The organism is Polynucleobacter sp. MWH-S4W17 (genome assembly GCF_018687535.1).
GTDB lineage: Bacteria > Pseudomonadota > Gammaproteobacteria > Burkholderiales > Burkholderiaceae > Polynucleobacter.
In genome coordinates, this window is sequence record NZ_CP061295.1 from 955,080 (window position 1) to 975,945 (window position 20,866).

Annotated in this window: 16 protein-coding genes and 2 tRNA genes; 15 read left to right on the plus strand and 3 right to left on the minus strand. The window is 45.7% G+C overall.

Features of this window, described 5'->3' with window-relative positions:
- Positions 1–34 precede the first annotated feature (34 nt).
- Positions 35–922, minus strand: coding sequence for an outer membrane protein assembly factor BamD (locus C2755_RS05000; protein ID WP_215322305.1), 888 nt, complete (start codon positions 920–922; stop codon positions 35–37).
- A 20-nt stretch (positions 923–942) separates the two neighbouring features.
- Between C2755_RS05000 and C2755_RS05005 the strand changes: the two genes are divergently transcribed.
- The 7 genes from C2755_RS05005 to C2755_RS05035 all read left to right on the plus strand — a co-directional run bounded on the left by C2755_RS05005 (position 943) and on the right by C2755_RS05035 (position 8,581).
- On the plus strand, positions 943–1,980 hold the full coding sequence (locus C2755_RS05005) for an RluA family pseudouridine synthase (protein WP_251368552.1): 1,038 nt from the start codon (positions 943–945) through the stop codon (positions 1,978–1,980).
- Complete coding sequence (gene pgeF, locus C2755_RS05010) at positions 1,980–2,741, plus strand: peptidoglycan editing factor PgeF (protein ID WP_215322132.1); 762 nt, start codon at positions 1,980–1,982, stop codon at positions 2,739–2,741. The genes C2755_RS05005 and pgeF overlap by 1 nt, the downstream gene beginning before the upstream one ends.
- Before the next feature lie 116 nt (positions 2,742–2,857).
- Positions 2,858–4,492, plus strand: coding sequence for a class I poly(R)-hydroxyalkanoic acid synthase (gene phaC / locus C2755_RS05015; protein WP_215322133.1), 1,635 nt, complete (start codon positions 2,858–2,860; stop codon positions 4,490–4,492).
- Positions 4,493–4,524: 32 nt separating this feature from the next.
- Positions 4,525–5,265: a 3-ketoacyl-ACP reductase gene (locus tag C2755_RS05020; RefSeq protein ID WP_072582397.1), complete on the plus strand. Its 741-nt coding sequence runs from the start codon at positions 4,525–4,527 to the stop codon at positions 5,263–5,265.
- Positions 5,266–5,393: 128 nt separating this feature from the next.
- Positions 5,394–5,954 carry a polyhydroxyalkanoate synthesis repressor PhaR gene (phaR, locus tag C2755_RS05025; protein ID WP_215322134.1) on the plus strand — a complete coding sequence of 187 codons (561 nt, stop codon included), beginning with the start codon at positions 5,394–5,396 and terminating at the stop codon, positions 5,952–5,954.
- 2 nt (positions 5,955–5,956) lie between these two features.
- Positions 5,957–7,315, plus strand: a complete 1,359-nt coding sequence (gene rimO, locus C2755_RS05030; protein WP_215322136.1) for a 30S ribosomal protein S12 methylthiotransferase RimO — start codon at positions 5,957–5,959, stop codon at positions 7,313–7,315.
- A gap of 81 nt (positions 7,316–7,396) precedes the next feature.
- Positions 7,397–8,581, plus strand: a complete 1,185-nt coding sequence (locus C2755_RS05035; RefSeq protein WP_215322138.1) for an acetyl-CoA C-acyltransferase family protein — start codon at positions 7,397–7,399, stop codon at positions 8,579–8,581.
- A 42-nt stretch (positions 8,582–8,623) separates the two neighbouring features.
- Here C2755_RS05035 and serB read toward each other — a convergent pair whose 3' ends face one another.
- Together serB and mfd are read right to left on the minus strand one after the other, a co-directional pair.
- Positions 8,624–9,514: a phosphoserine phosphatase SerB gene (gene serB, locus C2755_RS05040; RefSeq protein WP_215322140.1), complete on the minus strand. Its 891-nt coding sequence runs from the start codon at positions 9,512–9,514 to the stop codon at positions 8,624–8,626.
- Between the two features lie 20 nt (positions 9,515–9,534).
- Complete coding sequence (gene mfd / locus C2755_RS05045; RefSeq protein WP_215322141.1) at positions 9,535–13,077, minus strand: transcription-repair coupling factor; 3,543 nt, start codon at positions 13,075–13,077, stop codon at positions 9,535–9,537.
- 23 nt (positions 13,078–13,100) lie between these two features.
- Here mfd and ispD point away from each other — a divergent pair, with 23 nt between their 5' ends.
- The 8 genes from ispD to C2755_RS05085 all read left to right on the plus strand — a co-directional run bounded on the left by ispD (position 13,101) and on the right by C2755_RS05085 (position 20,791).
- Positions 13,101–13,853, plus strand: coding sequence for a 2-C-methyl-D-erythritol 4-phosphate cytidylyltransferase (ispD, locus tag C2755_RS05050; RefSeq protein ID WP_215322143.1), 753 nt, complete (start codon positions 13,101–13,103; stop codon positions 13,851–13,853).
- 10 nt (positions 13,854–13,863) lie between these two features.
- A complete protein-coding gene (gene ispF / locus C2755_RS05055) occupies positions 13,864–14,367 on the plus strand; it encodes a 2-C-methyl-D-erythritol 2,4-cyclodiphosphate synthase (RefSeq protein ID WP_215322145.1) in 504 nt (167 codons plus the stop codon).
- A 77-nt stretch (positions 14,368–14,444) separates the two neighbouring features.
- Positions 14,445–14,531 (plus strand) — tRNA-Leu (locus C2755_RS05060).
- Positions 14,532–14,587: 56 nt separating this feature from the next.
- The gene (gene tig, locus C2755_RS05065) at positions 14,588–15,925 is read left to right on the plus strand and encodes a trigger factor (protein WP_215322146.1); all 1,338 of its coding nucleotides are present in this window, start codon (positions 14,588–14,590) and stop codon (positions 15,923–15,925) included.
- Between the two features lie 42 nt (positions 15,926–15,967).
- Positions 15,968–16,597, plus strand: a complete 630-nt coding sequence (gene clpP / locus C2755_RS05070; RefSeq protein WP_072582405.1) for an ATP-dependent Clp endopeptidase proteolytic subunit ClpP — start codon at positions 15,968–15,970, stop codon at positions 16,595–16,597.
- A gap of 28 nt (positions 16,598–16,625) precedes the next feature.
- Positions 16,626–17,987 carry an ATP-dependent Clp protease ATP-binding subunit ClpX gene (gene clpX, locus C2755_RS05075; protein WP_215322148.1) on the plus strand — a complete coding sequence of 454 codons (1,362 nt, stop codon included), beginning with the start codon at positions 16,626–16,628 and terminating at the stop codon, positions 17,985–17,987.
- Between the two features lie 189 nt (positions 17,988–18,176).
- Entirely contained in the window at positions 18,177–20,609 is a 2,433-nt protein-coding gene (lon, locus tag C2755_RS05080; protein ID WP_215322156.1) for an endopeptidase La, read from the plus strand.
- A 106-nt stretch (positions 20,610–20,715) separates the two neighbouring features.
- A tRNA-Val gene (locus C2755_RS05085) sits at positions 20,716–20,791 on the plus strand.
- The last annotated feature ends 75 nt before the right edge of the window (positions 20,792–20,866 follow it).

The window sequence follows — 20,866 nt, forward strand, 5'->3', positions numbered from 1 at the left end:
CACAGCGGAGGATTTTTTTGAGAATAAAACAAGCTTACTTATTCCAGAACTGCCACCATCTGCGTTCTTTTTGAACGCGTTGACCAGTGATCATCATTTGACTGTCAGGGAAGTTTAATTTGAAGACGCGGGCTGAATCATTGCTGAGATCAACCATACCAAGCTTCTCATAAGACTTAGTGAGTATGTAGAGCGCTTCTTCAACGGCAGGTGCGCGATCATAATCACGAATAACTAGTTGGGCACGATTGGCTGCGGCCAAATAGGCGCCACGCTGATAGTAAAAGCGGGCAACGATAACATCTGCCTCGGCAAGAGAGTTCACGATATAGCGCATGCGATCTAATGCATCTGGAGCGTACTTACTGTCTGGGAAGCGTTCCACTACTACCTTGAATGACTCAAAGGCCTCTTTTGCGGCTTTAGGATCGCGCTCACTGAGATCCTGGCCAGTGAACTTACCAAGCCATCCCAAGTCATCATTAAAAGTAATGAGACCTTTCAAGTAATAGGCGTAATCAAGACTCGGACTGCCTTGATGTAATTTAATAAAGCGATCAATCGCAACCAGTGCTTGAGTTTGCTCTTGCGCTTTCCAGTAGCAATAAGCAGAGTTAATTTGTGCTTGTTGTGAATAGGGCCCGAAAGGAAAGCGTGCCTCTAATTTTTCAAAGTACTTGCCGCACTTAGCAAAGTCAGCATCATTGAGCTTGTCAGTGGCTTCAGAGTAGAGTTTTGCCTCCGACCAAATATCGGTGTCATCTTTGCTGCCATCGCTACCTGCGCATCCACCCAAAAGCATTAATGTAAACATGAAGGCTAAAAGTAGGGCAAATGGAGTGCCACTTACATGAAAGCTCTTTTTTTGCGAGGAATAATTCCCAGCAAGCCTTAAACTGGCGTCTGATATTACGTCGGACATAACTGAAAGGCTCTCTAAGCGTGGCATTGCCGCAAACTCCTGATTCGAATCCCATTGATTATATCGATGATGAGGATTTTATCTCCCTAGATATCCCTTTGGAGATGGCTGGCGAGCGCTTGGACAAGGTGCTAGCAGGGTCTTTGCCTGATTATTCACGTAATCGCCTTAAAGCCTGGGTTGAGGCTGGGGCCGTTATGGTCGATGGAAGGGTTACTAGAGCCCGCTATTTGCTCCATGGCGGCGAGAGCGTTAAGGTCTTTCCTCAGGAAATGCCGGAGCAATTTGCCTTCAGCCCTGAAAATATCCCCTTGGATGTGGTTTACGAGGATGAGGCCATTATTGTGGTCAATAAGCCACCAGGCCTAGTGGTTCACCCAGCAGCTGGAAATTGGTCTGGAACCCTGTTAAATGGTCTCTTACATCGCTATCCAGAGCTCAAGTCACTCCCAAGGGCGGGAATTGTTCATCGCCTGGATAAGGACACCTCAGGTCTGATGGTCGTGGCGAGAACATCGCATGCCCAAACCTCCCTGGTACGTCAACTTCAAGAAAGAACGGTGGGACGTCGCTATTTGGCTTGGGTGTGGGGTGATGCCCCTAGTCAAGGCAAAGTCCTAGCTTCGGTAGGGCGCGATCAGCGAGATCGCCTCAAGATGGCCGCAGGCAGTCCACAAGGAAAACCGGCGGCTACTTTATTTCGACGCTTGGCCAAAGGTTTGGTCGGAGAGGCTCCTGTTGCCTTGTTAGAGTGTCGCCTGGAAACGGGGCGTACGCATCAAATTCGCGTCCATCTAGAATCACTCGGCTTTCCGTTGGTAGGGGACCCGGTCTACCGCAAAAAAGCTCCGGGCGTGGCTAAAAATCTTTCATTTAATCGCCAGGCTTTACATGCCTTTGCTTTAAGTCTTCAACATCCAGTGAAGCATGAATTAATGACTTGGTTCCGCTTGCCACCACAGGATTTATTGGACTTATTACCGCAAGTTGGAATGAGTGACGAAGTTCTGCCGAAAGAATCTGTCGTGTTGGCCTCTATTGAAAATGAGTCACGCTGATGAGTTTGGTTGAGCCTCAATGGCCCGCCCCAAAGTCGGTGCACACACGAGTAAGCACAAGGTTGGGCGGGGTAAGTCAAGCCCCATATGATTCTCTAAATCTGGGGAATCATGTAGGTGACCGGACTGAGGCTGTTTTGCTTAATAGAACAATTTTTACTAAAGGGATGCCAGGCGAACCTATCTGGTTAAAGCAGACTCACCGAACAACAGTAAGCACTCCGAATAGTCGAGACTTAAACCGAGGGATGTCAATTGAGGCAGATGCCTCGGTCACTAACGTTCCTGAAGAGGTTTTGGTCATCATGACGGCAGATTGCTTGCCAATGTTATTTACTAACTCCAAAGGTACTACAGTGGGTGCCGCGCATGCTGGCTGGAGGGGTCTTTGTACTGGAATTCTGGAAAACACCATTACTGAGCTGCTCAAAATTTCTGACGGATCCACTGCTGCAGACTTCATGGCTTGGTTAGGACCAGCAATTGGACCCGAATCATTTGAAGTTGGGGAGGATGTTGTGAAGTCGTTTCAAGACTCCGGCCCTCCTGTTCCAAAGAATGCATTCACTGAAATATCCCATAAACCTGGAAAGTTTCTGGCGGATATCTACATGCTGGCTCGAGCGCGTTTAGAGGCTTGCGGCATAAAAATGATTTTTGGCGGTGAATATTGCACCGTTCGAGATCAGCAGCAGTTTTTCTCTTATCGTCGTGATGGTGAGACTGGAAGATTTGCCTCAGCTATCTGGATTGAAAAATAGCTTGTACACAAAAGCATGCGGGTTAGTACTAGCCCGTGCACCAAGCTAGGGTTATTGCGTATAACTCTATAGTGCTTAAGGGCGGAGAATGTCTTTAATTAATTGAAGAGACTACTATGTTTGCAGGCATGAATACCGGTGCAACACCATCTTTGGCACCGCATCATATGGCGCTCATTCCGCCAGAGCGTTTATCTGAAATCCAAAAAGAATATTTCACTGAATTAGCGCACATTGCAACCAATCCTGAAGCGATTGAGGTTAAAGATCGTCGTTTTGCAGGTAAGGCCTGGCACTCATCCTGGAGCAAAGTCATTGCTGCTACTTATTTACTTAATTCCAAGCATCTCATGGAGTTAGCAAAAGCAGTTGAGACGGACGAAAAGTCAAAGCAGAAAATATTATTTACTACTGAGCAAATGATTGATGCTTTGTCACCATCTAACTTTATTGCCACCAATCCAGAGGTATTAGAAAGCATTATTAGCTCCCAAGGACAATCAATTCAAAAAGGGATTGTAAATTTATTGGGGGATATGAAAAAAGGTAAGGTCTCTCAAACAGATGAATCTGCTTTTGAAGTGGGAAAAAATATTGCCACTACAGAGGGTCATGTGGTGTTTCGTAATGAGTTATTCGAGTTAATTCAATACACGCCATTAACAGAACAAGTATTTGAACGCCCTTATTTAATGGTGCCACCGTGCATCAATAAGTATTACATTCTCGATTTACAGCCTGATAACTCTGTAGTGCGTCACATGGTTAGCCAAGGGCATACCGTGTTTTTGGTTTCTTGGAAGAACCCAGATGCTTCCATGGCAGAAGTAAGTTGGGATGATTACGTAGGCAAGGGTGTTATCAAGGCAATTGAAGTCGTAAAAGAAATCGGCGATATCAAGCAAATTAATATTTTAGGATTTTGTGTTGGCGGGACCTTAACCAGCTCTGCGTTGGCTGTCCTGGCAGCCCGAGACGAGCACCCAGCAGCAAGCTTGACGCTCCTAACCACCTTATTGGATTTCACTGATACCGGAATTCTGGATGTCTTTATCGATGAAGGCATGGTGGAGATGCGCGAGAACTCTATTGGCGGTAAGGGCGGTAAGTACGGCATGATGTCAGGCCTCGATTTAGGCAATACCTTTTCATTCTTGCGTCCGAATGATTTGGTATGGAACTACGTAGTGGAGAACTACCTCAAAGGTAATTCACCCCCACCATTTGATTTGTTGTATTGGAATGGCGACTCCACTAATCTTCCTGGCGCAATGTACTGCTGGTACCTTCGACATACCTACTTGCAGAATGATTTAGTGAAGCCCGGCAAAGTAAAAATTTGCGGTGAAAAAGTGGATCTCGGAAAAATCAATTGCCCCGCATATTTATATGCATCCCAAGAAGATCACATTGTTCCTTGGAGGTCTGCTTACGAATCGACTCATCTTCTGAAAGGTAAAAATCGTTTCGTATTAGGCGCTTCTGGACATATTGCGGGTGTGATCAATCCTCCGGCTAAAAATAAGCGTTATTACTTTGAAAATAACAAGATTGCTCCAACAGCCCAGGAGTGGCTAGAGGGGGCAAAACAAATTCCAGGAAGTTGGTGGCCTGATTACACCAAATGGCTTGCGCAATTTGGCGGTGAAATGAAACCAGCAGGTACTACTTTTGGAAATGCTAAGTACAAAAAAATGGAAGCGGCACCTGGCGTGTATGTAAAAGAAAAAGCAACGCCAGAACTCAATTAATAATTAACGAAGGTTTTAAAAAGGGGAAAGTAATGTCTCAAAAAGTCGCATATGTAACTGGTGGTATGGGTGGTATTGGTACCGCTATCTGCCAACGTTTAGCTAAAGATGGCTTTAAAGTGATCGCAGGCTGTGGTCCAAATTCTCCGCGTAAAGATCGCTGGATTGGTGAGCAAAAAGCCTTGGGCTATGATTTTATTGCTTCCGAAGGTAATGTTTCCGATTGGGATAGTACGGTCGCTGCCTTTGAGAAGGTTAAGGCTGAAGTAGGTCGTGTAGACGTATTGGTAAATAATGCCGGCATTACCCGTGACAGCGTTTTCCGCAAAATGACCCCAGACGCATGGAAAGCTGTGATTGATACCAACCTGAATTCCTTGTTTAACGTTACCAAACAAGTGATTGATGGCATGGTTGAAAATAACTGGGGCCGGATTATTAATATTTCCTCTGTCAATGGTCAAAAGGGCCAGTTTGGTCAGGCGAACTATTCCACTGCAAAGGCAGGCCTACACGGCTTTACTATGGCCCTAGCTCAAGAAGTTGCCACTAAGGGCGTTACTGTAAATACGGTGTCCCCTGGTTATATCGGCACTGATATGGTTAAAGCTATCCGCGAAGATGTCCTTGAGAAGATTGTTTCTGGCATTCCAGTCAAGCGTTTGGGCACTCCTGAAGAGATTGCCTCTATCTGCTGCTGGATAGCTTCTGAAGATGGTGGCTATGCTACTGGTGCAGACTTCTCCTTAAACGGCGGTATCCACACTGGTTAATATTGCACTGCAACAATTAATTCAGTATTTGTAGTACGTGCAGTACGCAACACAGCATATTTACCTTTTGGACAACTTAAGGCTAAACTACGCTGATGTTGCGATGCAGTAAATAGTAAGGAAAATACATGGTTACCCGCGCTAAACGAGCTGGCGAAGATCGGCTCATTAAGAAGTATCCGAATCGTCGTCTCTACGACACCCAGACAAGTACATACGTCACGCTATCTGACATCAAAAACTTGGTTATGGCTAATGAAGTATTTAAAGTAGTTGATGCCAAAACTGAAGAAGATTTAACGCGCAATATATTGCTGCAAATTATTCTTGAGGAAGAGGCTGGTGGCGCACCAGTATTTTCATCACAAATGCTTTCGCAAATCATTCGCTTTTATGGAAACTCCATGCAGGGTTTGATGGGTAACTATCTTGAGAAGACCATGCAATCATTTGTGGACATTCACAATAAGCTTGGCGATCAAACGAAGGGTCTCGGTGCTGGCAGTACACCAGAGGCATGGTCACAAATGATGAATCTCCAAAACCCGCTGATGCAAGGCTTGATGGGTAACTACATGGAGCAAAGTAAAGATCTCTTTATCAAAATGCAAGAACAGGTGCAGGGTTCTCAAAATATTTTTGGAAACTTTCCATTTACCCCTCAGCCCAATAAAACTGAAAAAGAATAGTTGTGGCTGGGAAAATTGGATTTGTATCCTTAGGATGCCCTAAGGCACTTGTAGACTCTGAGCTTATCCTGACGCAATTGAGTGCTGAGGGATATGAGACTGCCAAGGATTATTCTGGCGCTGATCTTGTAGTTGTGAACACCTGTGGCTTTATCGACTCCGCCGTGGAAGAAAGTCTTTCTGCTATTGGCGAGGCGCTTGCTGAAAATGGCAAAGTCATTGTGACTGGTTGTCTGGGTGCGAGAAAAAATGCTGACGGTAGCGACCTCATTTCAAGCATTCACCCCAAAGTCCTCGCCGTTACAGGCCCTCATGCTACCGACGAGGTAATGCAAGCCATTCATTTGCATCTGCCTAAGCCGCATGATCCCTTCACGGATTTAGTTCCCCCGGCTGGTGTCAAGCTCACCCCTAAGCATTACGCCTATCTCAAAATTAGTGAAGGCTGTAACCATCGCTGCACTTTCTGCATCATTCCCAATATGCGTGGTGATTTGGTTTCACGGCCGATTGGTGAGGTGTTGCTTGAAGCAAAAAGATTATTTGAGTCTGGCGTAAAAGAGTTGCTAGTTGTTTCTCAGGATACAAGTGCCTATGGTGTTGATATTCAATATCGCACTGGCTTTTGGGATGGCAAACCAGTCAAAACCAAAATGTTTGATTTGGTCAATTCGTTAAATCAAATTGCGCGTGAACATCAGGCCTGGGTCAGATTGCATTACGTTTATCCATATCCACATGTGGATGATGTTTTGCCTTTGATGGCGGAGTTCTCAGAGCATGGTTATGGTGTTCTTCCGTATTTAGATATTCCACTGCAGCATTCGCACCCTGACGTTCTTAAGCGTATGAAGCGTCCAGCGAGTGGCGAGAAGAATTTGGAACGCATCTTAGCGTGGCGTGAGGCCTGTCCCGATTTGGTTGTTCGAAGCACCTTCATTGCAGGCTTTCCCGGGGAAACTGAGGAGGAGTTTGAGCATCTCCTCAATTTCTTGGAAGAGGCTCAAATTGATCGGGCCGGTTGTTTTGCCTACTCTCCTGTTGATGGCGCTACTGCAAACCAATTAGATAATCCAGTTCCTGCTGAATTACGAGAAGAGCGGCGCGCTAGGTTTATGGCTAAAGCCGAAGATATTTCCATCAAACGGCTTGCTAAAAAAATAGGCAAACGCATTCAGGTCATCATTGATCGGGTAGATGAATCTGGCGGAATTGGCAGAACCATTGGCGATGCCCCAGAAATTGATGGTCTAGTGAGGGTTTTGCCCCCTAGCAAGCCTTCTAAGCGCTATCGTGCCGGTGAAATCATCAAGGCTACTGTGATTAGCTCCCAAGGGCATGACCTAATAGCCGAAACTTGACGAATGCAATAAAACTGATAGTAGGATTACTTATTTAGTACAAAGTCAGCCCAACAATTGGGCTTAGCAAAGGGGATTGATATGAGTCGTGATGTCGTTGTCTTAAGTGCAGTTCGCTCCGCAATTGGTACATTTAACGGTGCTCTGAGTAGTTTTGAGCCTTCCGAGCTCGGCGGTATCGTGATGAAAGAGGCGGTAGCACGTTCAGGTGTAGATCCGGCGCTGATTAATTACATCACCGTAGGCAATACTATCCCTACAGATAGCCGCTATGGGTATGTCGCCCGTGTTGCATCGATCCAAGCTGGCTTGCCAATGGAATCAGTAGCAATGGCATTAAATCGTTTGTGTAGCTCTGGCTTGCAAGCAATCGTTACAACCGCACAGCAAATTATGTTGGGTGATTGTGATTACGGTGTTGGTGGTGGCGTTGAAGTAATGTCCCGCGGCATGTATGGCTCCCCAGCGATGCGCAGCGGCGCACGCATGGGCGATACCAAAATGATCGACTTGATGGTTGGTATTTTGACTGACCCATTTGGTGTTGGTCATATGGGCGTTACAGCGGAAAATCTCGTTGAAAAATGGAAGTTAACACGTGATGAGCAAGATGCTCTGGCTATGGAATCCCATCGTCGTGCAGCCAATGCAATTAAAGAAGGTCGCTTTAAATCTCAGATCGTGCCAATCACTATTAAAACTCGTAAGGGTGATGTAGTGTTTGATACCGATGAGCATGTGAAGCCTGAAACTACGATGGAAACACTTGCCAAGATGAAGGCAGTGTTCAAAAAAGAGGGTGGTTCCGTAACGGCTGGTAATGCATCGGGTATTAATGATGGTGCCGCATTCTTTGTATTGGCTGATGCTGAAACAGCAAAGAAAGCTGGTCATAAGCCTATCGCTCGTTTGGTGTCTTATGCAGTAGCTGGAGTTCCAAACCACATCATGGGTGAAGGCCCAATTCCCGCAACCAAATTAGCTCTTGAGCGCGCCGGTCTGAAATTAGATCAAATGGACGTCATTGAGTCTAACGAGGCTTTTGCTGCTCAAGCGTTGGCGGTTACTAAAGGTTTGGGCTTAGATCCGGCCAAGACTAACGTCAACGGTGGTGCAATCGCTTTGGGCCACCCAATTGGCTGTTCTGGCGCAGCGATTGCTACTAAGGCAATCCATGAGTTACACCGCGTTCAAGGTAAATATGCTTTGGTAACAATGTGTATTGGTGGTGGTCAAGGTATCGCTACTATTTTTGAGCGTTTATAAACATAGAAACATAACTATTACCCCGATCTCTTGGGTACAAGCCTAAGAGATCAGTAGTAAAGCAGCATCTAAGCCGACGCGGTCAAAAGCCGCATCGGCTTTTTCTTTGACGACCGGCTTTGCTTGGTATGCAACACTGATGCCAGAGCCATTCATCATCATCAGATCGTTGGCACCATCACCCATGGTGATGGCATTCGCTTTGGTGCAGCCAAGGCGGATACAGGCTTCGTCCAGATGAGCAGCCTTAGCTACCCCATCAACAATGTCGCCAAGGACTCGACCTGTCAATTTGTTATCCACGATTTCGAGTGTATTAGCCTGCGTTTGTTTAAAGCCAAGTTCTTGACGTAATTTTTCAGTAAAGAAAGTAAACCCCCCTGAAACAAGCAGCGTGTACAAACCGCGCTGATGAGCGCCAGCTAAAAGCTCTGCTGCTCCAGGATTAGGTCGTAAGCGTTCTCGGTAAACAGATTCGAGTGCATCAGCATGTACACCTTCCAAAAGTGCAACGCGCCTAATTAGACTTTCTTTAAAGTCTTTGATTTCACCGCGCATAGTAGCTTCAGTAATTTCAGCTACTGCGGACTTCTTGCCTGTAAAGTCAGCAATCTCATCAATGCATTCAATATTAATCAACGTTGAATCCATATCCATTGCTAGTACGCAGATGTCTTGTGGCGTCAGATCTGGCTTTAGAAAGCACAGGTCGGCATTAAAGCTTGCTGCAATAGTTCGCAGATGCTCACGTTGAGTTGTATCTAGTTGGGCTCCAGATTCAAAACGCTCAGAGTAGTAGCTTCCATTACTGATTTGACCGCCATTAGAGTGCAGCGAAATGCCAAACTTTAAGGCCTGATCTTTTAATGAAAATACGAGCTTATCGGCAATCGGTTCTCTAGATAACGTCACAAGGACTTGGTGTTTAGGCATAGCTGAATAATATCGGATAGTTAGCTTACTTTTGCAGTGCTCAACACTGCGGAATCGTTGAGGCGTCGCAAGATGTTGCGTATAGCGTCAAGGCGTTGTTCTAACTTCTCGAACTCACGGTCTTTCTGAGGAAGTACTTTTAACTTATCCTGACCATTTAGCTGAATGTGCTTAGAAGATTGGATGAGTTGAATGATCTTCATTGGATCAATGGGCGGATTTGGGATGAATTGAATCTGTATAGATGCAGGCGTAGCATCAATCTTTTTAATTCCAAAACCGGTCATCTCTAAACGTAGACGGTGAGTCTCATAAAACGATTTAGCTTGATCAGGAAGGTCGCCGAAACGATCAACCAATTCTTCGCGCAATCCCATTAGCTCTGTGAAATCATTTGTACCTGCAAAACGCTTATATAAGGATAGACGCTCGTGAACGTCAGGGCAGTAGTCCTCTGGAAATAGAGCGGGAACGCCAAGATTTACATCGGTGGTTGCTTGCAATGGCGAGAGTAAATCAGGCTCCTTTCCACTGCGCAGGGACTTAACAGCACGATTGAGCATCTCGGTATACAGCTGGAAGCCAATCTCATGAATTTCACCGGATTGTTTATCACCTAGGACCTCACCAGCCCCTCGAATTTCTAGATCATGCATAGCTAAGTAGAAGCCAGAGCCAAGCTCTTCCATGGCTTGAATGGCATTAAGACGCAACTGCGCTTGCTTACTGAGTGCCTCAGGATCTGGCACTAGTAAATAAGCATAAGCCTGGTGATGTGAGCGGCCTACACGGCCACGCAGTTGATGTAATTGAGCTAAACCAAACTTGTCGGCGCGGTGCATGATGATGGTATTGGCTGTGGGTACGTCAATACCGGTCTCAATAATCGTGGTGCACAGCAAAATATTGGTACGCTGGGTAACAAATTCACGCATGACCGATTCCAGCTCCCGTTCATGCATCTGTCCGTGTGCAACACTAATGCGCGCCTCTGGAATGAGTTCTTGTAAAAAGTGTTTGCGATTCTGTATCGTTTCAACTTCGTTATGCAGGAAGTAAACCTGGCCGCCACGTTTTATTTCACGAAGCACGGCCTCACGAATAACGCCATCTCCTTCGCGACGAACGAAGGTCTTAATCGCCAGACGTTTCTGTGGGGCAGTGGCAATAATAGAAAACTCACGTAAACCTTCCATAGCCATGCCCAAGGTTCTTGGGATGGGTGTAGCGGTTAGCGTCAGAATATCGACTTCGGCGCGCAATGCCTTGAGAGCATCCTTTTGGCGTACTCCAAAGCGATGTTCCTCATCCACAATCACTAGGCCAAGATTGGCAAATTGCGTCTCCTTGGAAAGTAACTTATGTGTACCAATAATGATGTCCGCATCACCTTTGGCAATGGCCTCTAGGGCTGCATTAATTTCCTTGGTTGTTTTAAAGCGTGACAATTCCACAATGCGTACCGGCCAATCGGCAAAGCGATCTTTCCAGGTGGCCACATGTTGTTCGGCTAGTAGGGTGGTTGGCGCCAAAATGGCAACTTGTTTTCCGCCCATGACTGCAACAAAGCTTGCTCGGAGCGCTACTTCGGTTTTCCCAAAACCAACATCTCCACAGACCAAGCGATCCATTGGCGTACCGCTCGTCATATCGCCAATAACGGCTGCAATAGCATTGGCTTGGTCAGGAGTTTCCTCAAAGCCAAAGCTTTCTGCAAAAGCAGCATAGTCATGAGCTGAGAATTCAAAAGCATGACCCTTGCGTATTGCTCTGGCTGCATACAGACCCAATAGCTCGGCTGCGGTATCTCTAATTTGTTGGGCAGCCTTGCGTTTGGCCTTATCCCATTGGCCCGAGCCTAATTGATGCAGTGGTGCTGAATCAGGGTCAGATCCCGCATAACGCGTAACCATTTGCAGCTGCTGAACAGGAACATACAGTGTAGCTTCACCTGAGTATTGCAAATGCAAAAACTCTTCAAAAATTGGCGCCTCTTTAGGCGGAGCTAAATTCAGAAGTACTAATCCCTGGTAGCGACCAATGCCATGTTCAGCATGAACTACGGGATCGCCAATCTTTAGCTCAGACAGATCCTTAAAGAGCATGTCAGGATCAGCATTCTCATTACTTTTACCTTTACGCCTCTGTCGTGCTGTTGTGGTGAATAACTCTGCCTCGGTAATGACCAGGAGATTTTCGGCTGGCCATGAAAACCCATTAAAGAGTGGTGCAGTTACCAGCCCAAATAATGAATCGCTCCTAATAAACTCGGCAATACTTTCGAAGCTCTCTGGCTTTAGTGGGTAGAGCACGTTGCCGTCCAGTCCGGCAACCAAATTACTTTCATCAAAGAGTTGTCGAATTGATTCTTTACGACCCGCACTATCGCTACAAACAAGTACGCGAACCGTTTCAGATGACACTACTTTGCGCAATAGGTTGATCGGATCTGTATCGCGGCGATGCACGGCAATATCCGGTACCGCTAGGAATTGACTTTTCTCGGCACCGTCCTTTTCAAGCGTTAATCGTGCGTACGATTTAGAGGTGCTGAAAAATTCATCGACATCAAGAAATAATTCTTTTGGAGGAAGGATGGGGCGATCAAGATCGTGTTTGAGGAACTCATAACGAGAAAGTGTGTCCTTCCAAAACCCCTTGATAGTTTCTTCAACATCACCAATGCTGACAAGCCATACGGGATCGCCTGAGCGAGGGAAGTAATCAAAAAGATTGGATTTCTCTTCAAAGAAGAGAGGTAGGTAGGATTCAATGCCTGCGCTAGGTATGCCTTGGTTGGCATCTTTGTAAATGGAGCAGCGACTTGGATCACCCTCAAATACTTCTCTCCAGCGACCTCTAAAAGCGGTTCGTGAAGCATCATCAAATGGAAATTCATGGCCAGGAAGAAGGCGGACTTCCTTGACGGGGTAAAGGCTTCGTTGCGTATCCGGATCAAACGCCCGAATCTGTTCAATTTCATCACCAAAGAGATCTAATCTGTATGGCAGATTCGATCCCATTGGAAATAAATCAAACAAACCACCCCGAATACTATATTCACCTGGACGCATTACGGCGCTCACAGGATCATAGCCAGCTTGTTGCAGTTGCAGCTTTAGTGCAGCTTCATTGAGTTTGTCACCTTGCCGAAAGAAAAAAGTATGGCCAGATAAAAAGTTCGGCGGCCCCAATCTTTGCAAAGCAGTTGTCACTGGAACCAAAACAATGTCGCAACTACCATTCAGCAATTCATACAGAGTGGCGAGTCGTTCTGAAACCAAATCTTGATGCGGTGAAAAATGGTCATAGGGAAGAATTTCCCAATCAGGCAAAAGCCTGGTTATTAGCTGCGGAGCAAAAGCGGGAATTTCTTCTAGAAGCCTCTGGGCTTCCTGGGCTTGAGCGCAAAAAATGACCATCACTGAAAACTGATCGCGGTAGCGCAGGGCGGTTTGAGCGATTAAGGCAGCATCTGCCGAGCCTACCAGGCCCGAAAAGGTAAAGCGCTGCCCAGCCCGTGGAGCGGGTATGGGGGGTGCTGGATTTAATGCATCAGACATCTCCGCTCATTATAGAATCAGGTATGCACTCCGGAAATCATTCCATTAAGAAATGCCATGCCCTTTTACCAACAGCAGGGACTGGCTCGCGCCTAGGTGGTGAGTTGCCTAAGCAGTTTCAGCAACTAGCCGGCAAACCCATGGTCTCTTATGCGCTAGAAGCCTTTAAGGGATCTCCGCTGATCCAGTCTATTTGGATTGGTGTCAGCCCTGGCTTTATCGAGAACCCCATCTTAGGAACTATCGCCAACACTGGGGCTGATATACATGTTGTAGCAACTGGTGGACCAACTCGACAAGAAACGGTCCGAAATACTCTAGCTGCAATGCTAAAGGCTGGAATTCCTGAGGATGACTGGATACTGGTTCATGATGCAGCTAGACCAGGTATCACCCCGGCATTAATTGAGAAACTCATTCACTCAGTACAGGCATCTAATAGTGGTGGCATCCTAGCTGTTCCCTTGGCTGATACCTTAAAGCAGGCTGATCTAGATTCAGTGATTGCTGGAAACATCCCACACTCAGAGAGAACTATTCCACGCGAGCATCTCTGGCAAGCGCAAACGCCACAGATGTTTGGATTAAAACAATTGCATGATGCCCTTCAGGATGCTATCCGCCTTGAAGCTGACGTTACTGATGAGGCTAGCGCAATCGAGTTAACTGGAGCTAAACCTTTATTGATTGAAGGTGCCGCTCGTAACTTTAAGGTTACCCATCCAGCCGATTGGGAGTTAATGCAATTGCTGTTAAGTTCCCGCGCCAAACAATGAGAAATCCAATATGACTCAAAGCAATCCCCATATTCCGCAATTTCGCATTGGTCAGGGTTACGATGTGCATGCATTAGTAGCAGACCGAAAGTTGATTCTGGGTGGAGTCCACGTGCCTTATGAAAAGGGTTTATTGGGCCACTCCGATGCTGATGCCTTACTGCATGCATTAACTGACGCTTTATTGGGGGCTGCGGGCTTAAATGATATTGGGCAGTTATTTCCGGATACTGATCCTCAATTTAAGGATATGGATAGTCGAATCTTGCTCAGAGCGGCCTTGCAAAAGATCCAGGCAGCGGCATTTCAGATTGGCAACGTAGATGCCACGATTATTTGCCAAAAGCCGAAATTGGCGGATTTTTTGCCAGAAATGGTCCGCAATATTGCTGCAGATTTGGCTGTGACCCCCAGTCACGTCAATCTTAAGGCTAAGACAAATGAATCCCTGGGCCATTTAGGTAGAGGCGAGGGCATTGCCGTCCACGCCGTTGCTTTGCTCTACAAGGCCTAAAAGATTCTCTAAAACCCTAGGCATTGTAGAATTACGGTCTTTAGAGTGAAGTCTAGGCTTGGCAGTTTGCGGATATCGCGAGGATGGCGAAATTGGTAGACGCACCAGGTTTAGGTCCTGACGCCAGAAATGGTGTGGGGGTTCGAGTCCCCCTCCTCGCACCACAAGATTGCTACTTGGCTTGGACTTCACATTTCCAGATTTCAATTAAGAGACGAGAATGGCTGTGCAGATAGAAAATTTAGGTTCACTAGACCGCAAAATGACTTTGGAATTCGCTCGTGCCGATTTGGCAAAAGCGCGGGAAGCCCGTTTAGCTAAAGTTGGTAAGACCATGAAAATGGCCGGCTTCCGCCCAGGCAAGGTACCAAAGAATCTCGTTGAAAAACAACATGGCATGCAAGTGGACTTCGAGCTCCAGTTTGATAAAGCTGCTGAACTCTTTTATGACCAAGCCCAAAAAGAAGGTGTTGCTTTAGCTGGTCAACCACGTCTTGAGCCAAAGAGTGAAATCGATGCCGACAAGATTGTTTTTGATGCCTTCTTTGAAGTGTTGCCAGAAGTAAAAATTGGTGACTTTAGTAAGGCGGAAGTTACCAAACACACAACCGATATTGGCGAAGCAGAAATTGACCGCGCCTTAGATGTGCTGCGTAAACAACAGGTTCATTACCACCCACGCGGTGAGGCTGGTGCTCATGGCGATGGCGGCTCTAATCTTGCAGCTCAAAATGGTGACCAAGTGGTGATTGATTTTGTTGGCAAGATTGATGGTGTTGAGTTTGCCGGTGGTAAAGCAGAAAACTTTGAATACGTTCTGGGTGAAGGGCGCATGCTGCCTGAGTTTGAAGCTGCAACATTGGGACTTAAAGTAGGTGAGAGCAAATCTTTCCCATTAAGTTTCCCTGCTGATTATCACGGTAAAGACGTTGCAGGCAAAACTGCTGAGTTCACTATTACTGTGAAATCAGTAAATTGGCCGCATCTACCCGCCGTTGATGATACATTTGCATTGTCTTTAGGTGTTACTGAAGGCGGCGTTGCGAAAATGCGTGCTGAAGTAAAAGAGAATTTAGATCGCGAAGTAAAACGTCGTATTACTTCTTTGCTCAAGAATGAAGTGATGGACAAGCTCAATAGCTTGTGCGAACTTGATGTTCCCAAGTCTTTAGTCGCCTCCGAGCAAGAGCGCTTAGTTGAAGGCGCCCGTCAAGACTTAATGCAACGCGGCGTTCCGAATGCTAAAGATGCTCCAATCCCTGCTGAGATTTTTGCGGAGCAAGCTACCAAGCGTGTTCGTCTTGGTTTGATTTTGAGTGAGCTAGTTAAGAAGCAAAATCTGGCCGCTACTGCGGATCAAATTAAAGCCGAAATTGACGAGCAAGCTGCTACATACGAAGATCCAAAAGAAGTGGTGCGTTGGTTCTACAGCAATCCAAGTCGCTTGAAGGATATCGAAAACCTCGTGCTTGAAGATAATGTGATTAAGTATTTCACATCCCAAGCCAAGGTAATTGATAAAGCGGTTACCTTCGAAGAACTCAGCAAGCTAAACTAAGTCAACTACTAAGTCATCCATTTACCCACAAGAGGTTTCGTTATGATCTACAACCATTCTCAGTCTGAAAATCTAGAACCAAAAGGCTTGGGCTTGGTTCCAATGGTGATTGAAACCTCTGGTAGAGGCGAGCGTGCTTACGATATTTACTCTAGATTATTGCGTGAACGAGTAGTTTTTTTGGTTGGGGAGGTCAACGACCAAACTGCTAATTTGGTAATCGCGCAATTGCTGTTCCTTGAGAGTGAAAATCCAGATAAAGAAATTTCTCTGTATATCAACTCTCCAGGCGGCTCAGTTTCTGCGGGATTGGCTATCTACGACACAATGCAATTCATAAAGCCTCATGTCAGCACATTGTGCATGGGAATGGCTGCAAGTATGGGCGCATTTTTATTGTGTGCCGGTGAAAAAGGTAAGCGTTATGCTTTGCCAAACTCACGTGTCATGATTCACCAGCCATTAGGTGGTGCACGTGGTCAAGCATCTGACATTGAGATTCAAGCTCGTGAGATTTTGTATTTGCGTGAGCGCTTGAACAAAATTTTGGCTGACCGCACCGGTCAATCAATCGAAACGATTGCCAAGGATACTGATCGCGACAACTTTATGTCTGCAGAGCAAGCTCGTGACTATGGCTTGATCGACAAGGTTATCGAGAAACGTCCTTAAACCTTCATAAATATATACAGAGCCCATTTTGAGCGATACCAACACTACGAATTCAGCAGACAAAGTTCTGTATTGCTCTTTTTGCGGCAAGAGTCAGCATGAAGTAAAAAAACTGATTGCTGGTCCATCTGTTTTTATTTGCGATGAGTGCATTGATCTTTGCACAGATATCATTCAAGAAGAAATTGCCAAGCTTCCTAAGGAAGAGGGCGATGATTCTTTACCAACGCCACATCAAATTCGTGAAAACTTGGACCAATACGTTATTGGTCAAGATCATGCCAAAAAAACATTAGCAGTTGCCGTATACAACCACTACAAGCGCCTACAGTATTTACCTAAGCCTAAAAAAGAGAAACTGGATAAGGACTGCAAGCCAGTAGAGGGCACAGAAAAGAAAGAATCTAAGCTCCCCGCTAAAGCAATGGTTGATGGTGTAGAGCTTGCAAAGAGCAATATCTTGTTGATTGGTCCTACTGGCTCAGGTAAAACATTATTGGCCCAGACATTGGCTCGTATGTTGGATGTCCCATTTGTGATGGCTGATGCAACTACCTTAACTGAAGCAGGTTATGTCGGTGAAGACGTTGAAAACATCATCCAAAAATTATTGCAAGCTTGCGACTACAACGTAGAAAAAGCACAGCGCGGAATTGTCTATATTGATGAGATTGATAAGATTTCACGCAAGTCAGATAACCCGTCTATTACCCGTGATGTATCTGGTGAGGGTGTGCAGCAAGCGCTGTTAAAGCTGGTTGAAGGCACGATGGCTTCTGTGCCACCTCAAGGTGGACGCAAGCATCCTAATCAAGATTTCTTGCAAGTAGATACAACGAATATTTTGTTTATTTGTGGTGGTGCATTTGATGGACTTGAAAAAGTCATTCAGCAGCGTACTGCTAAAACAGGTATTGGATTCAATGCAACTGTTCCTGGTAAAGATGACCGCGGTGTAAGTGATCTCTTGATTGAAGTTGAGCCAGAAGATCTTATTAAGTTTGGCTTGATTCCAGAGTTGATTGGACGCTTGCCCGTTGTTGCGACTTTGGCTCAATTGGATGAAGAGGCTTTAATTCAGATTCTGACTGAACCTAAAAATGCCTTAGTTAAGCAATATCAGGCGCTTTTAACTATGGAGGGCTCTGACCTCGAAGTACGTCGCGAGGCATTATCTGCCATTGCCAAGAAGGCAATCGCCCGCAAAACTGGTGCTCGTGGCCTGAGATCCATCCTTGAAGGTTCTTTGATGGATGTCATGTATGACCTGCCATCCCTGAAGAATGTCCAAAAAGTTGTTATAGACGAAAGTAGCATTGCTGATGGCGGAAAACCACTTTTAGTCTACAAACATGATGCTGATCAGGCGGATTTAAGCAAAAAAGCATAAATTCTTAGGGTTTTTGCTATTTTTGGGGCATTTTTGCCCCGTTTTTGTCTTTTTACCCCTTGTTTTTCTCTAAAGCCCACCCATATAGGTAGTATGCTACTTATGAATAATGTCTGTATTTAGTGGTTGTTAATTCAATTGCTACTAATGAAGACTTTTGAGGTTTGATTACTTTGGAGGATTTGCCCCATGCCTGGCCACTTATTACTACCCTCTGAACCGATTCAACTACCTTTACTCCCTTTAAGGGACGTAGTTGTATTTCCTCATATGGTGATTCCACTCTTTGTGGGTCGCCCTAAATCGATTAAAGCGCTCGAAGCGGCTATGGAAACGGGCAAAAACGTTCTTTTGGTGGCTCAAAAAACGGCTGCTAAAGATGAGCCCGTCATTGAGGATCTCTATGAGGTGGGCTGTATCGCCAATATTTTGCAGATGCTCAAGTTGCCTGATGGCACTGTAAAAGTGCTTGTTGAAGGTGTTCAGCGCGCTGAAGTTAGTCAAATTGAAGATAGTCTTGGTTACTTCAATTGCGAAGCTACACCAACTGCCATCAATGCAATTGACGCGCATGAAACAGAGGCTTTGCGTCGCGCAATCATGGCGCAGTTTGATCAATACGTAAAACTCAATAAAAAAGTTCCTCAAGAGATACTCTCTTCTCTGGGCGGAATAGATGATCCAAGTCGTTTGGCTGACACCATCTGCGCTCATCTACCTGTGAAGCTAGAGCAAAAACAACGCTTACTTGAAATGATGGATGTTGTACAACGCTTGGAAAGTTTGTTGGCTGATCTGGAAAGTGAGATTGATATTCTTCAGGTTGAGAAGCGTATTCGTGGACGTGTAAAGCGTCAGATGGAAAAGAGTCAGCGCGAGTACTATCTCAATGAACAGGTAAAAGCGATTCAGAAAGAGTTAGGTGAAGGCGAAGAGGGCGCTGATCTCGAAGAGCTCGAGAAGCGTATCAAGGCTGCGCGCATGCCTAAGGAAGCATTGAAAAAGGCAGAATCAGAACTTAAGAAGCTTAAGTTGATGTCGCCCATGTCTGCAGAGGCAACAGTCATCCGTAACTTTATTGATACGCTGGTGAATCTACCCTGGAAGAAAAAAACCAAGATTAACAACGACCTTACTAATGCTGAGAAAGTATTGGATGAGGATCACTATGGCTTGGATAAGGTCAAGGAACGCATTTTGGAGTACCTAGCAGTTCAACAACGTGTTGATCGTGTCAAGGCCCCAATTCTTTGTTTAGTCGGCCCTCCTGGTGTTGGTAAAACTTCTTTAGGTCAATCTATTGCGCGTGCGACCAATCGAAAATTTGTCCGCATGGCCTTAGGCGGTGTGCGTGATGAATCTGAGATTCGTGGTCACCGTCGTACCTATATTGGTTCGATGCCTGGTAAGATTTTGAGTAGCCTTACCAAGGTGGGCGTTCGCAATCCTTTATTCCTTCTGGATGAAGTAGACAAGATGGGTATGGATTTCCGCGGTGATCCAGCTAGTGCCTTGTTGGAGGTTTTAGATCCAGAACAAAATCACACCTTCCAAGATCACTATGTAGAGGTTGACTTTGATCTCTCAGATGTGATGTTTGTCGCTACCTCGAACTCCTTGAATATTCCTGGCCCATTGTTAGATCGTCTTGAGATTATTCGCCTGGCTGGCTATACCGAGGATGAAAAGACCAGTATTGCTGTGAATTATTTGATTCCTAAACAAATCAAAAATAATGGCTTAAAGAAGGACGAGCTCAAGATTGAAGATAGCGCAGTTCGTAATATGATTCGTTACTATACGCGTGAGGCTGGCGTGCGTTCTTTAGAACGTGAAATCAGCAAGATTTGCCGCAAAGTAGTAAAGCTATTGCTCTTAAAAAAAGAAGCTGCCCCGATTGTTGTGAATGCGGATAATTTAGAGAAATTCTTATCGGTACGCATGTATGACTTTGGTTTGGCCGGAAAAGAAAATCAAGTTGGTCAGGTTACCGGTTTGGCTTGGACTGAAGTGGGTGGTGATTTGCTCACCATCGAAGCTGCTGTGATGCCAGGTAAGGGTGTTATTACCCGCACCGGTTCTATTGGCGATGTGATGAAAGAATCCGTTGAGGCTGCTAGAACAGTAGTTCGCTCTAGATCTAAACGACTTGGCATTACGGATGAGGCTTTTGAGAAGAAGGATATTCATATTCACTTCCCAGATGGCGCAACACCAAAGGATGGCCCATCTGCTGGTATTGCGATTACGACAGCCTTGGTATCCGTCTTTACTGGGATTCCGATTCGTTCAGATGTCGCCATGACAGGTGAAATTACGTTACGTGGTGAAGTGCTACCTATTGGCGGATTAAAAGAGAAGCTTTTGGCTGCTCATCGTGGTGGTATTAAGCTTGCCTTAATTCCTGAAGAGAACGTCAAAGACCTGATTGATATTCCAGACAATGTTAAGAATGCAATTGAGATTATTCCAGTTCGTTGGATCGATAAAGTATTGGAATTGGCTTTAGAACGTATGCCCGAAGCCTTGCCAGATCCTTCGCCTGAAGAGTTGGCTAAAAAGGCCGCTGAAGCCAGTAAGGCAAATGAAAAGGGTGCTGCTTCAGACGTTCTTAAGCACTGAAAATAGGGTGATTTTTCGTTAAATCCTACTCATCTAATGAGGCAGGTTTAGCCGAAAATCCACCCTAAGCTCACGCTTAGGTTACAATCTTAGCTGTAATATTTTGGGGCGCTTAGCTCAGTTGGTAGAGCGTCTGCCTTACACGCAGAATGTCGGGAGTTCGAGCCTCTCAGCGCCCACCAAACTATTACCTTCTTTTGCATTTCTTGGCCTACTCAGGCATTTCAATACCCATCAGCCCAGCGCCTTGTACACTC

Bases quoted from the DNA above. Each gene is read 5' to 3' on its own strand.
- C2755_RS05000 (WP_215322305.1), bottom strand. From the start codon at position 922: ATGTCCGACGTAATATCAGACGCCAGTTTAAGGCTTGCTGGGAATTAT.
- pgeF (WP_215322132.1), top strand. From the start codon at position 1,980: ATGAGTTTGGTTGAGCCTCAATGGCCCGCCCCAAAGTCGGTGCACACA.
- phaC (WP_215322133.1), top strand. From the start codon at position 2,858: ATGTTTGCAGGCATGAATACCGGTGCAACACCATCTTTGGCACCGCAT.
- C2755_RS05020 (WP_072582397.1), top strand. From the start codon at position 4,525: ATGTCTCAAAAAGTCGCATATGTAACTGGTGGTATGGGTGGTATTGGT.
- phaR (WP_215322134.1), top strand. From the start codon at position 5,394: ATGGTTACCCGCGCTAAACGAGCTGGCGAAGATCGGCTCATTAAGAAG.
- C2755_RS05035 (WP_215322138.1), top strand. From the start codon at position 7,397: ATGAGTCGTGATGTCGTTGTCTTAAGTGCAGTTCGCTCCGCAATTGGT.
- serB (WP_215322140.1), bottom strand. From the start codon at position 9,514: ATGCCTAAACACCAAGTCCTTGTGACGTTATCTAGAGAACCGATTGCC.
- mfd (WP_215322141.1), bottom strand. From the start codon at position 13,077: ATGTCTGATGCATTAAATCCAGCACCCCCCATACCCGCTCCACGGGCT.
- ispD (WP_215322143.1), top strand. From the start codon at position 13,101: ATGCACTCCGGAAATCATTCCATTAAGAAATGCCATGCCCTTTTACCA.
- ispF (WP_215322145.1), top strand. From the start codon at position 13,864: ATGACTCAAAGCAATCCCCATATTCCGCAATTTCGCATTGGTCAGGGT.
- tig (WP_215322146.1), top strand. From the start codon at position 14,588: ATGGCTGTGCAGATAGAAAATTTAGGTTCACTAGACCGCAAAATGACT.
- clpP (WP_072582405.1), top strand. From the start codon at position 15,968: ATGATCTACAACCATTCTCAGTCTGAAAATCTAGAACCAAAAGGCTTG.
- lon (WP_215322156.1), top strand. From the start codon at position 18,177: ATGCCTGGCCACTTATTACTACCCTCTGAACCGATTCAACTACCTTTA.